This is a genomic window from Krasilnikovia sp. MM14-A1004 (assembly GCF_047159485.1).
In the GTDB taxonomy this organism is placed as follows: Bacteria; Actinomycetota; Actinomycetes; order Mycobacteriales; family Micromonosporaceae; genus Actinoplanes.
In genome coordinates this window covers 891,644-908,952 of record NZ_AP038773.1, presented here as the reverse complement: position 1 = coordinate 908,952, position 17,309 = coordinate 891,644, and the positions used below count along the sequence as shown (strand labels likewise).

Sequence of the window (17,309 nt, the reverse complement as noted above, 5' to 3'; positions counted from 1 at the left end):
TCCGGGAGCGCCCATCACGGCCCGATCAGACGATTCTTGGCGGCGACTTGTCGGTTCCCTAACCGTGCGCTGGCCGGGCCCTGCGGTGGGTCTCCATAACGTTCTTGTCGTTCACCACGCGCTCCCGGCGGCCGGACTCGGCCTTCGGGGGTGACGGTCGGGTGAACACCGACGGTAACCATCCACTCGTGGGGAGACGCTCTCGTGAAGCTCAGGCTCATCGTCCCGGCCGGCCTTCTGCTCGTCGGCGGCATGTCCGCCTGCTCCGGCCCCAGCACCCCGGCCGCCGCCGATCAGCAGCGGGCCCCGGCCGCCGCTGAGCAGACTCAGACCCAGTCCGCAGGGCGCGACAGTGGCGATGAGGCCGGGGAGCAAAAGGAGAAGGAAGAACCGCTGACCGGTGAGGTCAAGGAGAAAGCCGAGGCAGCGGCGTTGAAGAAGTTCCCGGGCACGGTGAAGAAGTCCGAGCACGACACCGAGAAACCGGGCTTGTACGCGGTCGAGGTCGAACAGGACGGCGGCAAGAGCATCGAGGTGTACATCGACAAGGACTTCACGGTGGTCGACACCAAGACCGAGGACGGCGACACCGACGGCGACTGAGGTCCCGGGGCGGGTGAGCCGCGAAACGCCGATATCCGTACCGCTACCGGGCAGGCATGAAGGGTGGAGCGGATGTGGACGAATCAGGCGCAGATGCGCGTGCTGCTGGTGGAGGACGACGCGCGCATCGCGGTCCCGCTGACCGAGGGACTCGGCCGGTACGGGTTCACCGTCGAGCACGTCGGCACCGGCACGGCGGCGCTGACGGCGGCTCCGGCCGACCTGGTGCTCCTGGACCTGGGCCTGCCCGACATGGACGGCATCGACGTGTGCCGGAACCTGCGTACCACCTCGGAAGTGCCGATCATCATGCTGACCGCTCGCGACGGTGAGACCGACCGGGTCGTCGGTCTGGAACTGGGCGCGGACGACTACCTGTCGAAACCGTTCAGCCTGCGCGAACTCGTGGCCCGCATCCGGGCGGTGGTACGCCGTACCCGGGCAGCCCCGGTGCCGACGGTGACCACCGGCGAGCCGCACGCCGCCCCGGCTGCTGCCGCTGTCGGGGCGGCGGCGCAGCAGCTCGGCGACGTACGCATCGACCGCCGCACCCGCCAGGTGCATGTGGGTGGTGCGTTGGTCGCGTTGGCGCCCAAGGAGTTCGACCTGCTCGCCTTGCTGGCCGAGGACCCGGGGGCGGTGTACTCGCGGCAACGGTTGATCGACGGTGTGTGGGATCTGCACTTCTTCGGCCCGACGAAGACCCTGGACGTGCATGTTTCCGCGCTGCGGCGCAAGCTCGGCAACCCGGCGCTGATCGAGACGGTCCGCAGGGTCGGGTTCCGCCTCACGGTGCCGCCCGGTTCGGAGCTACCCGCATGACCCGGCGGCTGCTGGTCAGCTACCTATCGTTGACGCTGCTGGTCCTGCTCGCGTTGGAGATCCCCCTGGGCGTGGTGTACGCCCGCGGGGAGACCGGCCGGTTCCTGGCCGCGGTGGAGCGCGATGCGGTCGTGCTCGCCGAACGCGCCGAGGAGGCCATCGAGGAGGGCGACACCGCCGCCGTCCCGCCGCTGCTCGCGGACTACGTCGGCGGCGGCACCGCGCAGGTCACCGTGGTCGACCCGCGGGGTGCCGTACTGTCGCGCACCGGTCAGGACGGCGCGGTCGGCGTGTCCGGCGACGCCGACATCGCCGCCGCGCTGCGCAGCCAGCGCCGCACCAGCGGCCTGCGGACCGATGCGGCCGGGATGGGTTGGCTCTCGGTGACCGTGCCGGCCACGTCCGGGGAGAAGGTTCGCGGCGCGCTGCGCATCAGCTATCCCACCGGTGCGGTCGACCCGCAGGTCACTCGCATGTGGTGGATCCTGGCCGCTGCCGGAGTGGCCGTGCTGGCGTTGGCCGCCGCGGTCGCGGTCGGCCTGGCCCGGTGGATCACCCGACCCGTGCGGGAACTCGAACGGGCCACCACCCGATTGGCCTGCGGCAGTCTGTCCAGCCCGCCCCCGGCCGATCTCGGCCCACCGGAACTACGCCGCCTGGCGGCCACCTTCACCACGACGGCCGAGCGGCTGCAACAGCTCCTGCAGGCCCAGCGGTCGTTCGCCGCAGACGCATCCCATCAGCTCAAGACTCCGCTGACCGCGCTGCGGCTACGTCTGGAGAACCTGCACCACCGTGTCGATCCGGACGACCAGCCCGGTCTGGACGACGCCATCGACGAAACCGACCGGCTCACCAGGATGGTGCACGGCCTGCTGGCCCTGGCCCGCCTGGACACCGCCACCGAGACCAGCCTGGTCGACGCCGATGCGGTCATCGCGGACCGGGCCGACTGTTGGGCGCCGTTCGCCGCCGAGCATGCGGTCACCCTGGCCGTCTCCGGCCAGCCGATCGGTGCTGTCTACGCCGTTCCGGACGCGCTCGAGCAGGTGCTGGACAACCTGCTCGCCAACGCGCTGCGGGTCGCCCCGCCCGGCAGCACCCTGACCATCCACCGCGGCCTGCAGGCCGACGGCCGCGCCGACATCCACGTCATCGACCAGGGTCCCGGCATGACCGCCGCCGACCGGCAACGCGCCTTCGACCGGTTCTGGCGTGCTCCCGGCTCCGCCGGCGACGGCTCGGGGCTCGGCCTGGCGATCGTGCAACGCCTCGTGCATGCAAGCGGCGGCCGCATCAGCCTTGACCAGGCCTCGGGCACCGGCATCGACGCTGTCGTCCGGCTCGCCCGCCCGATTCCCGGCCGGACCGCCGGTCGTTCGCGCAACGTCCGCCACTCCACGTCGTCCCCGATCGACACGTTGATCGGTTCGCCGGCCACGGCCGAGCCATCACATAGGATCCTGTCGATTGATGGCGATCGAGTGGCGAAAGGCCCGGAGCATGGATCCCCAGACGACCCTCGTCACCCTGGTCGTGCACGACAGTCCCGCGGCGGTGGCCAGCTGGTTCGACGGGGTGTGCGACGTCTTCGCGGAGGTACGGGGGTCCGATGACCCCTGGTCCCAGTTCCGCAGCCGGTGGCCCGAGGCGGCCGCGGCGCGTTTCTTCACGGCGGATCAGGCCACCCGCTTCATCGACGGTCTCGAACAGCTGACGCCGGCTCCGGCACAGCTGCTGGCGGACCTGATCGTCCATCGGTCCGAGCTGCCACAGTGGTACGCCACCGCAACCGCGGCCGCAGCGCACGACGGCCCAGCCGCCACCGCGGAACAACCCACCGACCGGTTCGGCTGGGTGTCTGCGGACCCGCACTGCGTGGACGGGGTGCAGCGCACCTTCGGCTGGCATCCGGAGCACTACGACAGCCACCTCGGGCCACACCTGGACGACCTCTGGGGAACGGGCTGGGAACACCACCCGCCGGAGCACAAACACGCCTGGCTCACCGAGCACCTCGCCACATCGGACGCCACAGACGCCTTCGGCTGGGTCGCCGCGGATGCCACACTCGTGGCCCGGATCGAGTCCGTCCTGAGCGTGCGGCCGGAGCACTACCCCGACCGGCTGGGCCCGTACCTGCTGCAGCTGTGGGGAACGGGCTGGGAGCAACACCCCGCCGACCACAAACGTGGCTGGCTCACCGACCACCTCGCCCATGCCCGGCCGGCCGGAGACAAGGACCAGCAGGTCGACGAGGCACTGGCCAAGGAACTCGCCGAGCAGGTGGTGGGACCGGCACTCGCGGAGGCGCTCGCCGCCGTCCCCGACATCGCCGACCTGTCAGCCGCGGAGATCTACGCACTGGTCGAGGAAGTCCTCGACACCGAACTCCGCGCCGCGAGCCCCGCCACCCACTAGCCTCCGACGCGCAGAAAGGCCGTCCATGTCCAGTCCCAGTCCCACGGGTGCCTTCCAGGACCGACTCTCGACCGAGATTCGCACCCGCCTGCGCGGGCGCCTGGCGCAGCAGGCCCAGCAGGCTGCTTCGTCGAGCAGCACATCGCAGTTGGCGACGGCCGTGGTGCAGCAGGTCGCCGAGAGCAAGCAGGAGAGCAAGGACGACGAATCGATCGGGGAACGGAGACGCCGGCTGAACGAGGCCAGCCGCACGCACAGCGCCAGGCGCCGGGAGCAGCTGCTCGGCGGCGACCAGGACAGCGGAGTGCAAGGGCGTGGGCGCGTGGACGCCCGCCGGTCGCTCTACGTCGAGCCCCGCGAACGGGGCCGGTGGGACGGCGAAATGCGGTTTGCGTATTACGAGGAAACCTGGACGGCGGTCCTGGCCATGTGCAGCAAGGACGCATCCGGGCTGTTTCCAGTGCCCGGAGTGCGAGGAATACCTGCCGAAGTACGACAACAACAGTCCTAGCAAGAACGGCATCACCATCGACCACAGGACGAACTACCGGGTATGGATCCACGACAACGCCGAGCCGGACGACCACGGGCACATCAGCAGCAAGGCCGCTCAGGACGCGTACAACGACACTCGCAATCTCCAACCGATGTGCCGCGACTGCAATAGCAGCAAGAACGCTCCCCGGGGCGTCTTCTGACGGACCTCAGCGGTAGCCGACGCCCGGGCAAGGTGGCGATGCAGGAGATCCTCGGCGCTGACGACACCGCCTCCCGGCGCAGGCCGTCGCGGATGGCTTCCGCCAGGAAGGGTTCGTCCTCGACGATCAACACACATACCATCAATGGTACAAGTCAGCATATATCGCTCGGTCCGACGACGTCGGCGTCGTGGTACGCCACCAGCGGCGCGACGCCAGCGCGGCCAGCCCGGCGCCGGCGGCGTTGAGCAGGACGTCGTCCACCGAGGACACCCGATCCAACTGCAGCACGTACTGTGCGGTCTCGATCAGGATCGAGCAGCCCGCCCCGAGCGCCAGCATCCGCGGCACCGACGCCAGCGCCGCGAACCGCAGCGGGGCGAAGAACCCCAGCGTCGCGAAGACCAGCAGGTTGCCGCCGATCCCGATCGGTCCCATCGTGGCCAGGTCCCGCAGCGGCACCAGGCTGACCCGTCCGGGGACGGCGCCGGCCCCGGCGCCCGGCATCATGGTCATCCAGAGGAACGGCAGCGTCCCGTAGACGATGGCCACCTCGGCCAGCGACATCCGCCAGGCCGATGCGCCCCGCCGGTGCGCCAGCGCCCACACCACCAGCGCGGCCAACGGCAGCGCGGCCAGCGTCACGAACACCACACCGTTCTCCGTGTCGAGGCAGCCGTGCCACCGCCCGGCCAGGCACGCGGGGGCGGACATCAGCAGCGGCCGCCGCGCGACGTAGGCGGCGCTCGCCATGCCGGCGATCGCCAGAAGGACCAGCACGATCCTGCGCGTACGGCGGGCTGCCCCGGGCAGCGGTGCGTCGTGTTCCATGCGACCCAGTAAAGACGGACGGCGGTAGCGGCGGCGTATGCGTCTTTCGATACGCCCGCGATACACCGTTCAGGGCTTCTGGTTCCGGTCCCGGGTCCAGACGTACACCGGACGGCCGTCCTCCGTGACGGCCCGGACCCGGCTCCAGTAGGCGCTCACCGTGTGTCGACGAGCCTGATTCCAGTGGGTGAGCAGGACGTGCCTCGTGTCGGCGTACGGGTTGTCCACCGGCGGCCGCCAGTACGGGGCCAGGACGGCACGCATGGCCCGGTACCAGTTGTAGGCGATCTTGCGGTAGCCGTAGTCGTTGGGATGGTGGTCGTCGTTGAGGCTCAGCCCGCCGACGGAGCGCTGGTCGACCAGATGCACCAGCGGCCCCTTGGCCGCGACGACGCGGGGGATCAGCGCGTTGTAGGCCCGGTTCGCCGCCACCTCCGTGGGCACCCGGGTCGCGATGATCCTGGCAACGAAGATGTGCGTGCCGGGCAGCCTGGCGTGGATCTGGTCGATCATGTCGGACAGCTTCTCCGCGATGACCTGTGGCGGGTGCCCCCGGCTGACGTTGTTGGTGCCGGTGTGCAACAGCACCACGTTCGGCCGGTACGCGGTCAGCGCGGCGTCGAGCCGGGCGGCGATCTGCTGGGTCGACTTGCCGCCGTGACCCTCGTTGTCGGGGTCGCCCTTGGTCCCGTGCTTCACCGAGCCGACGAAGTCGAACGCGACACCCGCGGCCGTCAGGTCCCGCTGCAGCTGGTAGCGGTAGCCGTCGCCGGTGGAGCTGCCGACGCCGTACGTGATGCTGTCGCCCAGTGGCATGATCCGCAGGACTGTGCGGCGCGCCGCCGAAACGTCGGACGTCCCCACCGCCCGGCCCGCCGCTGCGGCGCGGGCCGGGGCCGGCGTCGCGTTGGCGGCCGGGATGATCGGCCAGGCCAGGACCCCGACGACGGCGGCGGCCAGGAACGGCTTCTTCACGGGACATCACCTGGGTCCGGGACACGGTACGCGGGGGCCATCAGGCTCGTTCGGCGCCCGGAGCACGCGACTGAAGCACAACGATCGGAGCAACTCGGATCGGCACCGCGATGGGCCCCCGCCCGGCTCGACGGTGACCGGCGAATGGTGACGAAGCTCTCCTATCGTCCCTGCCCCGCCCGCCTGAGGCAATCCCGGTCCGCACCAGGTGAAGGTCGACTGGGCCCGGCGGGGCGCGACGCCCGAGATCCACCGAAAGGGTGTCGATATCCTGATCGAAGCACACCGATCTCAGCACCGGCGATCCATGGGGGAACGTGTTGTCCGAGAACCGATACAGCCGCCGCCGGATTCTTCAGCTCAGCGGCCAGGCGGCCGCGGTGGCCGGCGCGGTCACCGTCACCGGCGCCTCCACCGACGCGGCCGCGGCCGGAGCACCCGGCGCACCGGGCACCCGCGCGATCACCCTCAGCGAGGGCACGAACGTCGCCGCGGCGGCCTCGCCGGACGGCCGGTGGGTGGCGCTGGACCTGCTGACCATGATCTGGGTTGTTCCCGCGGCGGGCGGCGCGGCCCGCCGGCTCACCGACGAACTGCTCGACGCCACGCTGCCGCAGTGGTCACCCGACTCCGCCTCGGTGGTGGTGCAGGCGTACACCGACGGCAACTACCACCTGTGGGTGATCAATCTGGATGGCAGCCGCCGCCAGCTCACCTCGGGCCGGTTCGACCACCGGGAACCCCGGTTCGCGCCGGACGGCAAGTCGATCGTCTTCGCCTCCGACCGCGGCGGCTCCAGCTACGGCATCTTCGCGTACGACCTGGCCACCGGCACGATCAGCACGATCACCGACACGTCGGCGGAGCAGGCAGCGCCGGCCTTCTCGCCGGACGGGCGCCGGGTGGCGTACACGGTGGACGGCACCGCGATCGACGTGATCGACGTGACGACGGGCGCGGTCACCCGGGCGATCGACCCGGCGGCCGGGGTCACGGTGTTCTCGCCCGCCTTCACCCCCGACGGGAAGTCGCTGGCCCACGTACGGCTGGCCGGGACGGTCTGCGACCTGATGGTCGACCAGACCAGGGTGAGCACCGGCGAGGACGTCTTCGTCCAGCCACTGACCTGGCTGGACGGTGATCGGCTGGTCTACACCGCGGACGGCCGGGTCTGGCACCGTACGCTCGACGGACCGCGCGCGGGAATCCCGTTCACCGCGACGGTCGCGCTGCCCGCGCGGGCCCGGCCGCCGCACTTCGTCCGCGACCTGACCAGCACCCGCCCGCAGCCGGTACGGGGCATCGCCAGTCCGGTCGCGTCACCGGACGGCACCCGGGTGGCGTTCCGGGCCCTGAACGCGCTGTGGCTGCTGACGGTCGGCTCGTCGCGCCCCGAGCGCCTGGTGAGCGACGGGTACTTCGCCTCCGACCCTGACTTCTCCCCCGACGGCCGGTACCTGATCTACAGCTCGGACCGGGCGGGCAGCGCCGACCTGTGGCGCCGCGACCTGAGCACGGGCGCCGAGGAGCAGCTCACCCGGCTGCCCGGCGGCCAGGTCGCGCCGCGCTGGTCCCCGGTGGGCGACCGGATCGCCTTCGCCGACGACGACGGCGCGACGTGGCTCCTCGACCTGGCCTCGGGTCAGGTCCGGCAGGTGGTTGCGGCGATGTTCCAGCCGGGGCGGGCCAGCTGGTCGCCGGACGGGCGCACCCTGGCGCTGGCCGCGGTCAAGCCGTACAGCAAGCGGTTCCGGGAGGGCACCAGCCAGATCCTCACCGTGGACGTGGCGACCGGCGCGTTTACCTACGCCGAGCCGATGCCGGGCGCGTCCCTGTCCACCCGCGGCGACGACGGTCCGGTGTGGTCGCCGGACGGGCGCTGGCTGGCGTTCGTGGTCGACTCCGTGGCGTGGGTGGCGCCGGTGGACGGCACCGGGCGGATCACCGGCACGCCGCGACAGGTCACGCGGGAGTACGCCGACTCGCTGTCCTGGCGGGGTGACCGGCTGATGTACCTGCACGCGGGACGGTTGCGGGAGGTGACGGTGTCCGGCGGCGACCCGCGGACGATCCCGCTGGAGCTGTCCTGGCGGCGGGCGCGCGCCACCGGGCATGTGGTGATCCAGGCCGGGGCGCTGTGGGACGGCGTCGCGACCGGGCTGCGCCGCGACGTCGACGTGGTGGTCGACGGCGACCGGATCGTCGCGGTGGAGCCGACCCGGCCGCGTACCGGGGTCCGGGTGATCGACGCGCGGTCGTCGACCGTGATGCCGGGCCTGATCGACGCGCACGTCCACTGGCATCTGCGCGGCAAGCAGTGGGGCGACCGGCAGGGACGCCTGTGGCTCAGCTACGGCGTGACGACCACCCGCTCCCCCGGCGACCCGGTCTACCAGATGCTGGAGACCCGGGAGGCACTGGAATCCGGCGCGCGGATCGGGCCCCGCTACTTCGCCACCGGCGAGGCGATCGACGGGTCCCGGGTGTACTACAACTTCATGCGCCCGACCCGCGACGTGGCGCATGCCGACCGGGAGATGGCCCGCGCCGAGGCCCTCGGCTACGACCTGATCAAGACGTACGTGCGGCTGCCGCTCCCGGCACAGCGCCGGGTCGCCGAGCGGACCCACCGCACCGGCCGGAAGGTCAGTTCGCACTACCTGTACCCGGCCGCGTTCCTGGGGATGGACGCGATGGAGCACACCGGCGCCACGAACCGGCTCGGCTACTCGCACACGGTCAGCCGGCTGCAGCGCTCGTACGCGGATGTGATCCAGCTGTTCGGCGCCTCCGGCATGTCACTGACCCCGACCCTGTTCAACAACACCGGCCTGTACACCGACGACCGGTCGCTGGTCGACGACCCGCGGACCCGGACGCTCTACCCGTCCTGGGAGTACGCGCGCCTGCTGCAGCGGGTCGCGGACGCCGGGACCGCGGCGGGTCAGGTGGCGCGGGAGCTGTTGCGGGCCAACGTGGACGCGGTGCTGCGCGTGCACCGGGCCGGTGGCCTGGTCATCGCGGGCACGGACGCGCCCCTGGACCACGTCGCGATCTCGCTGCACATGAACCTGCGGGCGATGGTGCGGTTCGGCTTCAGCCCGTACGAGGCGCTGACCACGGCGACCGCCAACCCGGCCCGGTCACTCGGGCTGGCCGGGCGGCTGGGCGTGGTGGCGCCCGGCGCCTTCGCCGACCTGGCGATCGTGGACGGTGACCCGCTGACCGACATCACCGCCGCCGCCGCGGTCCGGGGCGTACTGGTCGGCGGGGTGCCGCATCAGATCGACGACCTGCTGGCCGCCTTCCCGGCGCCGCCCGCCGACCATGCTCGACCGCCCGCGGTGGCGCACGCCGCCGTGGCGGCGGGCGAGCACTGGTGGCACGAGCCGGAGTGGGCGGCGCGCGTCTGCTGCGGCGCATGACGAAGCCGCCCGCCGGACCGGATCCGGTCCCGCGGGCGGCGTCAGCGCCCGGTCCGGTGGCGCGGGCCCGGATCGCTGCGGGCCCGCACCGCGTTGGTCAGCGGGCGCTGCGGCCGGAGCCGCCGCACCCGTAGATGCAGAACTGGGCGAAGTGCGGGGTGCTCCTACCGGCGAAGGCGGTGAACTCGCCGCCGACGGCGATGCTGCCGAGCAGGGCGTTGGCGTCCATGGTCAGCACACCCCACTTGCCGTTGCTGCGCGGGTTCCAGTCCTGCAGGACGCCGGTGGCGGCGTCCAGGGCGATCAGCTTCGGCTGGCTGCGCAGGGTTGTCGGGCACCACGAGGTGGCGGTGGCCGACGGCTTCGGGCAGGCGACGTCCCAGTGGCCACCGGCGTACACGACCCCGCGCAGGTAGGTCATCGCCTGCACGTCGCCGTCCGTGACGCTGCTCCACAGGAACGACCCGTCGGGCGTGTAGGCGGCCACCCGGCCGCCGGGGCCGCCCTGCCCCGCGAACACCCGGTCCGCCGTGACGGCCAGCCCGCCCACCGGGTACGGGGTGTTCGACCGGAAACCGGTGTCCACCTGCCCGTCGGCCAGCGCCAGGGCGCCGAGCCGGGCGGTGTTGGCGGCGCCGTTGAGGCGCTTGAACCCACCACCGACGTAGAGCCGGGATCCGGCCACGGTCAGCGCCTTCACCTGGCCGTCCGCCTCGCCGCGGAACGTGGTGTCCAGCGCGCCGTCGGTCAGCCGGAACGCCGCCAGGTTCTTCTCCGCGCGTCCGTCGACGGTGCTGAACGCCCCGCCCAGGAACAGCCGTCCACCGCCGGCGGTCAGGACGTTCCCGCCGCTCACGGTGTGCTTGAGTTTCCCGACGACACCGGTCTTGAGGTTGATGTCGGCCAGGCCGGGACGGGCCTGCCCGCCGACCGTCTTGAACTTCCCGGTGATGTACAACGACACCCCGGAGGCGGTCAGCCCGAAGACGGTGCCGTCGGCCACCGGCGCCCACGGCAACAGCTCACCGGTACGGGCGTCCAGCGCGGCCAGGCGCTTGCGGACCACCGATCGGCCGTTGACGATGGCGTTCCGGAAGCTACCGCCCACGTAGATCGTGGTGCCGACGTACGCGCTGGTGTAGACCAGGCCGTCGAAGGTGACGGCGGGGGCCGGAGTGATGGAGACCAGCGGTATGGCCGCATGGGCGGGCGTGGGCGTCCCCGTCACGGCGAGTCCGGCGGCAAGTAAGAGTCCCAGGTGGCGCCGCCGCGGAAGAACGCGGCGCGCAATCGCAGCAAAACGCATAAATACGACCGTAAGTTAATGAAACTTCCATAAGTATTGAACGTGTGACATACCCCCTAAAGAGCTAGTTCAATGGTCTGACCACCCGCAAGTCTCAACCCGGCGGGACGGCTGCCGAACGACCAGGACATGTCCCCCGACGCACCGCAGCCCGACCCGGGTACGCCAACCGAGCCCACGCCGACGTTCGAACCCGCGCTGATCGACCTCTCGGCGCCGTCGCCGGCCCCGCGGACGCCGAAGGTGGGCCGTTACGTGCGCGCGGTGTTGGTACCGTCCGCACCGGGCCGGGTCGCCTACGGCCTCGCGTGGCTGTGCATCCTCACCCTCGTGGTGACCGCGATCGTCTACACGCAGGCCCCGGGCGACCACTGGCGCGCCCTCACGATCGTGCTGTCGGCCGTCGGGGTCGTGGCCGCCGCCTGCCTGCACCTGGCCGCCGTGTCCATCAACCGGCGCCGCGACCTCGGGTATTCGATCTTCGCCGCCGGACTGGTCGTGCTGATGGTGCTGCCCGCCGCGTACGTGGCGTTCACGTTTGCCAGCTTCGGCGCCGCGATGACCAACCTCGACGGAGACAGCGCGGGATCATCGGTCAGCGTCGACCCCGGCAGCGACTCGGACGGCGACCCCACCGGCCCGGATTCGGCAGACGGCGAGGTTCCCTGCGAGGCCCCGGACGGCTCCCCGATCACGGTCGACCCCGACCTCTGCATCGATGGCCACTACAACCCCTGACGGACTTACCGCGGCCGGGCAACCCCGGACCGGACCGTGAAGAGTTCGGGTCAGCTTGGCACCCGAACTCATCGAGATCTGTCGTCGAAGCCCCGTCAACTACGTTCCGTAGTCGGGTGACAGCAGTTTGCTCGCCCCTGCGATCGGCCGCCGATCGTGCGGTCAGGAAAGCCCATGAAGGTGGGTCCCAAGATCCGGGCTGGACCCGTAACATGCCGCTCGTGATCGAGGGGCTGACTGGTGGATGGCCGGCGTGACGGACCGTAACGATGGGGGTGGAACAGCACCACAGCCGTCAAACGAACTGAGACTGGTACGCCCCGTCGTCGTGTCGATGCCGCAGGCGGCACCCCGGGGCGCCACCCGGTCGCCGCGGTCGGGGCTGTCCGCGGCCGGGCCGTACTCGTCCGCGGGGTGGTCGCCCGCCGGGCGCCTCGCCGGGGAGCGCCGCGGGCGCGCCTCGGAGCGGGTCCGCCGCCGCCGGGTGGTGCTGGCCGCCGCCGCGGCCGTCGTGGCGGCCGTGTTCAGCGGGGTGGGCCTGGGCGCCCTCACCACCGCGGGCCGCGAGGACGTGAACGATGCCGCCGCCACCAACCCGGCGGGCGCGCCGGTCGACCCGGCGCTCGCCGGATACCCGGGCATGCCGGTCGCGCCCGCGCCCACCAGCTCGGGTACGACACCACCGGGCACCGGCACGCCCCGGCCCACCGGCAGTGGGCACGCGCCCTCCCCCAGCCTGTCCACCGTCCCGGCGGCACTGAACAGCGCGACGACCCCGGCCAGCCGGCCCGCCCCGCCGCCCGCGGTCGCCACGTTCGCGGCGCTGAGCGGCGAGAGCTGCCCCGAGTCCGCCGACCGCGGCTTCTTCACGCGCGGCCAGGCCAGCGACTGGTACTCGCGGTCGCACGGCGGGTGGGACGGCGACGGATGCGGCGGACGCATGATCGCCGTACCGATGAGCGGCTCGGCCACCCGCGACGACCGGGACAACGTCATCGTGTGGTGGTTCCACACCGGAAGCGTCCGCAACGGCCGCTGCGCGGTGCGCGTCCACGTCCCCGACACGGGCACCGGAAAGGACTCCGCGGGCAAACCTGCGCACTACGTCGTGCACGGCAGCGACGACGTCGACGGCACGGTGGTCGGCGAGTTCGACGTGGATCAGCCCGGTAATCGGGGGCGCTGGGTGGACACCGGCCAGTTCGCGGTCACCACCGGCGAAATCTCCGTCCAGCTGGTCACCCGCGGCATCGACTTCGGCAGCGGCCGCGACGGCGATCACCTCGGCGCGTCCGCGGTGCGCGTCGACTGCCGCGCCGCCTGAGACCCGCCCGCCCGCTCTCGCACAGGAAGGAACGAAGCCCGGTGTACGAGCACACCTCCGCCCCGATGATCCGCCAGCGCGGTTCGCTGCTCCTGGTCGTCGACGACGACCACGCCGGGACGAACCTGCCGGAGCTGCCCAGCGACCCGCTGGTGACCACGGTCGTGGTGGCCACCGCGGAACCGCCGCAGACCCTCGTGCTGCGCGCGCTGCTCAACTCCGCGCTGGCACCCGGCTGCGCCACGGTGCGGCTCGTGCTGGCCGGGGCCGGTGCCGCCGACGCCGACGGCTGGTGCCCGGCCCGGCAGCTCGCCGACTCGCTGGGGTTGCCCGTGATCGCCCCGGACGGGCCCGTGATCGCCCTGCCCGGAATGTTGTTCGTGGTCGGCGGCGAATGGTGGACGTTCCGCCCCGGCGCGGGGCCGCTGGCCGAGGGTCCGCGGCAGCCCGCGCCCGCGTGGCAGCGCGCCGTGGACCGCCCCGCCGGTGCGCGGCTGGTGGCCACGCCCATCCCGGCCGGTGTCTGGCTGCACGCGGGCGACGAGCCCATCGACGCGGACGACCCCGTTCTCGCGGTGCCCTCCGACCCGGCCCGGCCCACCGTGGTGATCGGCCGGCCCGGCAGTGCCGACCCCGACCCCCGGGCCGTTTTCGAGTACGTCCGTGCGCTGGCGCCCGCCGCCGGCGACGAACTGGTCCTGGTCCCGTACGGGCCGGGCGGCCGGTTCGTCGACGACCTCGCCGCGCGGCTGCCGGGTGACGCGGTCGCGGCGGTACGCGTCGACGCGGGACTGGTGGGCGTCGAGGCGGACGGTGCCGCGTTCCGGATCGTGGTCGACGACGCCGGCCGCCCGGCCTGGCGGCCACCGGCCCAACGGCTGCGCTACTACGGCGGCGACGCGCCCCGCCTGCTGGAGTGGCGCGCGCCGATGCCGCACCTGCCCGCCCTGGACGTGGGCACCCAGCGGCTCGGCGACGGGTGGCTGGTGGAGGTCGTCCGGTGCGGCCTGTGGGTGCGCCCCGAGCAGGTCGACGACGACACGGTACGCCGGATGCCCGCGCACCCGGACCGGCTCCTGCTGCTGGTGGGTACGCCGACCGCCCCGCCCGCCGCGACGGCGTGGCAGGCGGTGCGGTCGCTGCTCGACGCGCTGCCCCCCAACGAGTTGGCCCACGTCCAGCTGGTGCTGCCCGCCGGAACGGCGCAGCCGGACGGTTTCCCCGACGCGTGGAGCCTGACCCCGGACGCCGACGTGATGCCGGTGCCGCCGGGCCGCCCTGCCGGGGCGAGCCGGGCGGGCGGCGTTCTCGACGGCGGCGCGGCACCCGAGTGGAGTGACGGCTCCGATTGCCGCGAAGGGCACGACGACGACCCGGCACGGCAGCCGGCGTTGCCGTGAGCCGTACCTGAAGCCGCACCCGCCCGGTCAGCCGACGGCGGCGGGTTCGCGGGTGCCGTGGTAGGCCGCGCGCATCAGGTCCTGCATGTCCGCCAGCATCGGCATGCGGGGGTTCGCCGGGGCGCACTGGTCCTCGTACGCGTTGATCGCCTGCTGCGGCAGCGATGCCAGGAACGCGTGCTCCTCCACGCCGAGCGCGGCGAACGACGGCTCGATGCCGACCTTGTCGCGCAGCTTCTCCACCGCGTCGGCCAGGGCGGCCACGCCCTCCTCGGGTGACCCGGCGGGCAGGCCGAGCATCGCCGCGATCTCGGCGAAACGCTGCGGCGCCCGGTAGCTCTCGTACTTGGGCCAGCCGGTCAGCTTCGTCGGAGCCGTGCCGTTGTAGCGGATCACGTGCGGCAGCAGCACCGCGTTGGTACGCCCGTGCGCGATGTGGAACGTCGCCCCGAGCGTGTGCGACATGGCGTGCACGATGCCCAGGAACGCGCTGCCGAACGCCATGCCCGCGATCGTCCCGGCGTTGTGCATGCGTTCGCGCGACTCCGTGTCGCCGTCGACCACGGACTTGGCCAGGTTGGCGAAGATGAGCCGGATCGCGTGCAGCGCCAGCCCGTCGGTGAAGTCGTTGGCGTACACCGACACGTACGCCTCGATGGCGTGGGTCAGCGCGTCGAAACCGCTGTCCGCGGCGATCGCGCGGGGCAGGCTGGCGGTCAGCACCGGGTCGACGATCGCCACGCTCGGGGTCAGCGCGTAGTCGGCCAGCGGGTACTTCTTGCCGGTCCGGTGGTCGGTGATGACCGCGAACGGGGTCACCTCTGCACCCGTACCCGAGGTGGTGGGGATGCAGACCAGCCGGGCCTTCTCGCCCAGGGTGGGGAACGCGAACGCCCGCTTGCGGATGTCGAAGAACTTCTCCCGCATGTCGTCGAAGACGACCTCGGGGTGCTCGTACTTCAGCCACATCACCTTGGCCGCGTCCATCGCGGAGCCGCCGCCCAGCGCGATGATCGTGTCGGGTTTGAACGAGCGCATCAGGTCGGCGCCGCGGTCCACGGTGGTCATCCGCGGCTCGGGCTCCACGTCGTCGATGATCTGCAACGACACGGCGCCGGGACGACGCTGCAGCACCCGGTTGACCCGGTCGACGAAGCCGAGGCGGGTCATCGTCTCGTCGGTGACCACGGTGACCCGCTGCACGTCAGGCATGTCGGCGAGGTAGCGGATCGCGTTCGGCTCGAAGTAGATCTTCGCGGGGACCTTGAACCACTGCAGGTTGTTGTTGCGGCGGCCGATCCGCTTGATGTTGATCAGGTTGACCGCTGACACGTTGTTGGACACGGAGTTTCTCCCGTAGCTGCCGCAGCCCAGCGTCAGCGACGGCAGGAACGCGTTGTACATGTCGCCGATGCCGCCCTGCGAGGCCGGGGAATTCCAGATCACCCGGACCGCCTTGACCCGCTGGCCGAACTCCTCCACCAGATCCTGATCCTCGGTGTGGATCACGGCGCTGTGGCCGAGGCCGTCGAACTCGACCATCTCGGTGGCATACCGCAAACCCTCGGCCCGCGAGCGGGACCGCAATACCGCCAGCACGGGGCACAGCTTCTCGCGGGTCAGCGGTTCGTTCGGGCCGACCTCGTTGACCTCGACCAACAGTACGGAGGTGTCCGGCGGCACGCTGAAACCCGCCTTCTCGGCGATCCACGTCGCGGACTTGCCGACCACCTGGGCGTTGAGCTTCGCGCCGCCGCAGTTCGTGCCGTACGCGGCGGTGCCGAAGATGCACTCCTCCAGCTTGCGTTTGTCGTCGCCGGAGACCAGGTGCGCGTGCAGGGCGCGGAACTGTTCGAGCGCGGCCTCGTAGATCTCGTCGTCGATGATGGCGGCCTGCTCCGATGCGCAGATCATGCCGTTGTCGAACGACTTCGACAGCACGATGTCGTTGACCGCGCGGGCCAGCTTCGCCCCCGCCTCGATGTACGCCGGGACGTTGCCCGCACCCACCCCCAGCGCCGGTTTGCCCGCCGAATACGCCGCCTGCACCATGTTGTTGCCGCCCGTGGCGAGGATCGTCGAGATGCCGGGGTGGCGCATCAGCGCGTTGGTCGCCTCCACCGACGGGTGCTCGATCCACTGGATGCAGTGCTCCGGTGCGCCGGCCGCGATCGCCGCGTCGCGTACCGTCCGGGCCGCCGCCACGCTGCACTGCTGGGCGGCCGGGTGGAAGGCGAACACGATCGGGTTGCGGGTCTTCAGCGCCAGCAGCGACTTGAAGATCGCGGTCGACGTCGGGTTGGTGACCGGGGTGATCCCGGCGACCACGCCCACCGGGTCGGCGATCTCGATGATGCCGTTGATCTCGTCCCGGCTGATGATCCCGACCGTACGCAGGCTGGCCATGTTATGCGTGACGTGCTCGCACGCGAAGATGTTCTTGACGGCCTTGTCCTCGAAGATCCCGCGCCCTGTCTCGTCGATGGCCAGCTGGGCCAGTTCCGCGTGCCGGTCCAGGGCCGCCACGGACGACTTGGCGACGATGTGGTCGATCTGTTCCTGATCGAAGTCCTCGTACACCGTCAGGGCCTTGAGCCCGTGCCCCACCAGGGTGTCGATGGCGCCGTGGAGATCCGGCACAGCGGCGGCAGGAGCTGTTGTGGTCATCGCTCAACACCTCGGCAGGTACGGTTCGGGCGCCCAGCGCGTCCGGTGGTGGCTGACCTCCCGATTCTCGTCGCCGGTCGCGTCGTGTGTCCGCGGATC

Annotated in this window: 14 protein-coding genes; 10 read left to right on the top strand and 4 right to left on the bottom strand. The window is 71.6% G+C overall.

Features of this window, described 5'->3' with window-relative positions; genetic code table 11:
* Nucleotides 1-204 precede the first annotated feature (204 nt).
* The 6 genes from ACMCNN_RS04340 (at nt 205) to ACMCNN_RS04315 (ending at nt 4,544) form a co-directional block, all read left to right on the top strand.
* Nucleotides 205-603, top strand: coding sequence for a PepSY domain-containing protein (locus tag ACMCNN_RS04340; protein ID WP_412744880.1), 399 nt, complete (start codon nt 205-207; stop codon nt 601-603).
* Between the two features lie 93 nt (nt 604-696).
* Complete coding sequence (locus ACMCNN_RS04335; protein ID WP_412747049.1) at nt 697-1,425, top strand: response regulator transcription factor; 729 nt, start codon at nt 697-699, stop codon at nt 1,423-1,425.
* The gene (locus ACMCNN_RS04330) at nt 1,422-3,041 is read left to right on the top strand and encodes a sensor histidine kinase (RefSeq protein ID WP_412744879.1); all 1,620 of its coding nucleotides are present in this window, start codon (nt 1,422-1,424) and stop codon (nt 3,039-3,041) included. The genes ACMCNN_RS04335 and ACMCNN_RS04330 overlap by 4 nt, the downstream gene beginning before the upstream one ends.
* Nucleotides 2,929-3,846: a hypothetical protein gene (locus tag ACMCNN_RS04325; protein WP_412744878.1), complete on the top strand. Its 918-nt coding sequence runs from the start codon at nt 2,929-2,931 to the stop codon at nt 3,844-3,846. Before ACMCNN_RS04330 ends, ACMCNN_RS04325 begins: the two co-directional genes overlap by 113 nt.
* Before the next feature lie 25 nt (nt 3,847-3,871).
* Entirely contained in the window at nt 3,872-4,357 is a 486-nt protein-coding gene (locus ACMCNN_RS04320; RefSeq protein WP_412747357.1) for a hypothetical protein, read from the top strand.
* Entirely contained in the window at nt 4,242-4,544 is a 303-nt protein-coding gene (locus ACMCNN_RS04315; protein ID WP_412747048.1) for a GH-E family nuclease, read from the top strand. Before ACMCNN_RS04320 ends, ACMCNN_RS04315 begins: the two co-directional genes overlap by 116 nt.
* 141 nt (nt 4,545-4,685) lie before the next feature.
* Here the strand turns inward: ACMCNN_RS04315 and ACMCNN_RS04310 are convergent, their stop codons facing one another.
* Both ACMCNN_RS04310 and ACMCNN_RS04305 read right to left on the bottom strand, forming a co-directional pair.
* Nucleotides 4,686-5,375, bottom strand: a complete 690-nt coding sequence (locus tag ACMCNN_RS04310; RefSeq protein ID WP_412744877.1) for a VanZ family protein — start codon at nt 5,373-5,375, stop codon at nt 4,686-4,688.
* A 69-nt stretch (nt 5,376-5,444) separates the two neighbouring features.
* Entirely contained in the window at nt 5,445-6,350 is a 906-nt protein-coding gene (locus tag ACMCNN_RS04305) for an SGNH/GDSL hydrolase family protein (RefSeq protein WP_412744876.1), read from the bottom strand.
* Between the two features lie 320 nt (nt 6,351-6,670).
* On the opposite strand from ACMCNN_RS04305, the gene ACMCNN_RS04300 reads away from it, so the two are divergent.
* Nucleotides 6,671-9,775, top strand: a complete 3,105-nt coding sequence (locus ACMCNN_RS04300; RefSeq protein WP_412744875.1) for an amidohydrolase family protein — start codon at nt 6,671-6,673, stop codon at nt 9,773-9,775.
* A 97-nt stretch (nt 9,776-9,872) separates the two neighbouring features.
* On the opposite strand, the gene ACMCNN_RS04295 is transcribed toward ACMCNN_RS04300, so the two are convergent.
* Entirely contained in the window at nt 9,873-11,003 is a 1,131-nt protein-coding gene (locus tag ACMCNN_RS04295; protein WP_412744874.1) for a hypothetical protein, read from the bottom strand.
* 207 nt (nt 11,004-11,210) lie between these two features.
* Between ACMCNN_RS04295 and ACMCNN_RS04290 the strand changes: the two genes are divergently transcribed.
* The 3 genes from ACMCNN_RS04290 to ACMCNN_RS04280 all read left to right on the top strand — a co-directional run bounded on the left by ACMCNN_RS04290 (nt 11,211) and on the right by ACMCNN_RS04280 (nt 14,543).
* Entirely contained in the window at nt 11,211-11,819 is a 609-nt protein-coding gene (locus ACMCNN_RS04290) for a hypothetical protein (protein ID WP_412744873.1), read from the top strand.
* Between the two features lie 328 nt (nt 11,820-12,147).
* The gene (locus tag ACMCNN_RS04285; RefSeq protein WP_412744872.1) at nt 12,148-13,143 is read left to right on the top strand and encodes a hypothetical protein; all 996 of its coding nucleotides are present in this window, start codon (nt 12,148-12,150) and stop codon (nt 13,141-13,143) included.
* Between the two features lie 41 nt (nt 13,144-13,184).
* Nucleotides 13,185-14,543, top strand: a complete 1,359-nt coding sequence (locus ACMCNN_RS04280; RefSeq protein ID WP_412744871.1) for a hypothetical protein — start codon at nt 13,185-13,187, stop codon at nt 14,541-14,543.
* 27 nt (nt 14,544-14,570) lie between these two features.
* On the opposite strand, the gene adhE is transcribed toward ACMCNN_RS04280, so the two are convergent.
* Nucleotides 14,571-17,210, bottom strand: a complete 2,640-nt coding sequence (gene adhE / locus ACMCNN_RS04275) for a bifunctional acetaldehyde-CoA/alcohol dehydrogenase (protein ID WP_412744870.1) — start codon at nt 17,208-17,210, stop codon at nt 14,571-14,573.
* Between the last annotated feature and the right edge of the window lie 99 nt (nt 17,211-17,309).

Coding starts and splice junctions, on each gene's coding strand:
- ACMCNN_RS04330 (WP_412744879.1), top strand. CDS start 1,422: ATGACCCGGCGGCTGCTGGTCAGCTACCTATCGTTGACGCTGCTGGTC.
- ACMCNN_RS04310 (WP_412744877.1), bottom strand. CDS start 5,375: ATGGAACACGACGCACCGCTGCCCGGGGCAGCCCGCCGTACGCGCAGG.
- ACMCNN_RS04325 (WP_412744878.1), top strand. CDS start 2,929: ATGGATCCCCAGACGACCCTCGTCACCCTGGTCGTGCACGACAGTCCC.
- ACMCNN_RS04335 (WP_412747049.1), top strand. CDS start 697: ATGCGCGTGCTGCTGGTGGAGGACGACGCGCGCATCGCGGTCCCGCTG.
- ACMCNN_RS04320 (WP_412747357.1), top strand. CDS start 3,872: ATGTCCAGTCCCAGTCCCACGGGTGCCTTCCAGGACCGACTCTCGACC.
- adhE (WP_412744870.1), bottom strand. CDS start 17,210: ATGACCACAACAGCTCCTGCCGCCGCTGTGCCGGATCTCCACGGCGCC.
- ACMCNN_RS04290 (WP_412744873.1), top strand. CDS start 11,211: ATGTCCCCCGACGCACCGCAGCCCGACCCGGGTACGCCAACCGAGCCC.